General features: G+C 68.0%; 2 protein-coding genes and 1 tRNA gene. 1 reads left to right on the top strand and 2 read right to left on the bottom strand.

Annotation, left to right across the window (positions count from 1 at the left end):
• Positions 1–19 precede the first annotated feature (19 nt).
• Both ACWD3D_RS37170 and ACWD3D_RS37165 read right to left on the bottom strand, forming a co-directional pair.
• Positions 20–91: transfer RNA gene (locus ACWD3D_RS37170), tRNA-Val, on the bottom strand.
• A gap of 54 nt (positions 92–145) precedes the next feature.
• On the bottom strand, positions 146–601 hold the full coding sequence (locus ACWD3D_RS37165) for a TIGR02611 family protein (RefSeq protein WP_451465040.1): 456 nt from the start codon (positions 599–601) through the stop codon (positions 146–148).
• 190 nt (positions 602–791) lie between these two features.
• Here ACWD3D_RS37165 and ACWD3D_RS37160 point away from each other — a divergent pair, with 190 nt between their 5' ends.
• Positions 792–1,205, top strand: coding sequence for an SsgA family sporulation/cell division regulator (locus tag ACWD3D_RS37160; RefSeq protein WP_003959770.1), 414 nt, complete (start codon positions 792–794; stop codon positions 1,203–1,205).
• Positions 1,206–1,318 lie beyond the last annotated feature (113 nt).

Genomic DNA, 1,318 nt, shown 5'->3' with positions numbered 1-1,318 from the left:
CTCGGGCCTTCCGTCCGGGTGGGCGATACTGGGTTCGAACCAGTGACCTCTTCGGTGTGAACGAAGCGCTCTCCCACTGAGCTAATCGCCCGGGCGCACCGCAAACATTACCGCATGTCAGCGGTGCCCCTGGACCACCCCGTCATCACTCGCTGACGTTCCACGGCAGGCTGAGGCCGAATCGCCAGAGGTAGACCGCCCCCAGAGCCGCGACGATCACCAGGCCGGCCACGGTGAGGGCGATGTTGCGGCGGCGCACCTTGGGGTCGAGCGCCCTCTGCGCCGCCTCGGTGACCTTCCGCCGGGTCCAGCGGAGCACGAGCTGCGCCCAGACGAACTCGGTCGCCCAGATCGCCATGCCCCCGAAGATCACGAACCACCCCGGCCCGGGCAGCACCAGCATCGCGACTCCCGCCGCCACGACGGCGAGGCCCACGGCGAAGACGCCCACCTGCCAGCTCACGTGGAGCGGCTTGGACGCCTTGATGAACGCCGGCGCCCGCGACCCCAGCTCACGCTCCGGACCCGCCCCGTCCCCCGTCACGGAATCAGGCTCCGCGACCGGCGCGATCCCACCCCGCTCGTCACTCTGCGCATTCATGGGACTCAACTTACCCGACCGCTCTCCGTCACTGGAATGGGTGCATGACGGAAAGTTACACACCGCTGTACGGGGGACTCAAAGAAGCACAAAACGGTCAGAGGGGTTTACAACGCCACCGTAGGTGGCATGTCGATTTCGCCGACGTGCGAATCCCCGAGCGCACACTGAGCGAAAGGCCCTGGCGCTTATGAACACCACGGTCAGCTGCGAGCTGCACCTGCGCCTCGTTGTGTCGAGCGAGTCCTCACTGCCTGTACCCGCGGGCCTGCGGTATGACACGGCCGATCCCTATGCCGTGCACGCCACCTTCCACACCGGAGCGGAGGAGACGGTCGAGTGGGTTTTCGCCCGTGACCTCCTTGCCGAGGGGCTGCACCGGCCCACCGGCACCGGAGACGTCCGCGTCTGGCCATCTCGTAGTCACGGCCAAGGCGTCGTCTGTATCGCACTGAGCTCTCCGGAGGGAGAGGCCCTGCTCGAAGCCCCGGCGCGGGCCCTGGAGTCGTTCCTGAAGAGGACCGACGCCGCGGTTCCGCCGGGCACCGAGCATCGTCACTTCGACCTCGACACCGAGCTCTCACACATCCTGGCCGAAAGCTGAGCCAGGCAACGAACTGCGGGGCGCCGTCCGACTCGGGGAGACGGCGTCGCGCGGACAACCTCATAGGGCGGACGCCGGCGCCGTCACCGCGGAACCCACCGCGGTGACGGCGC

Source organism: Streptomyces sp. NPDC002690, from assembly GCF_053592415.1.
This window is presented reverse-complemented; position numbering and strand designations above follow the sequence as displayed.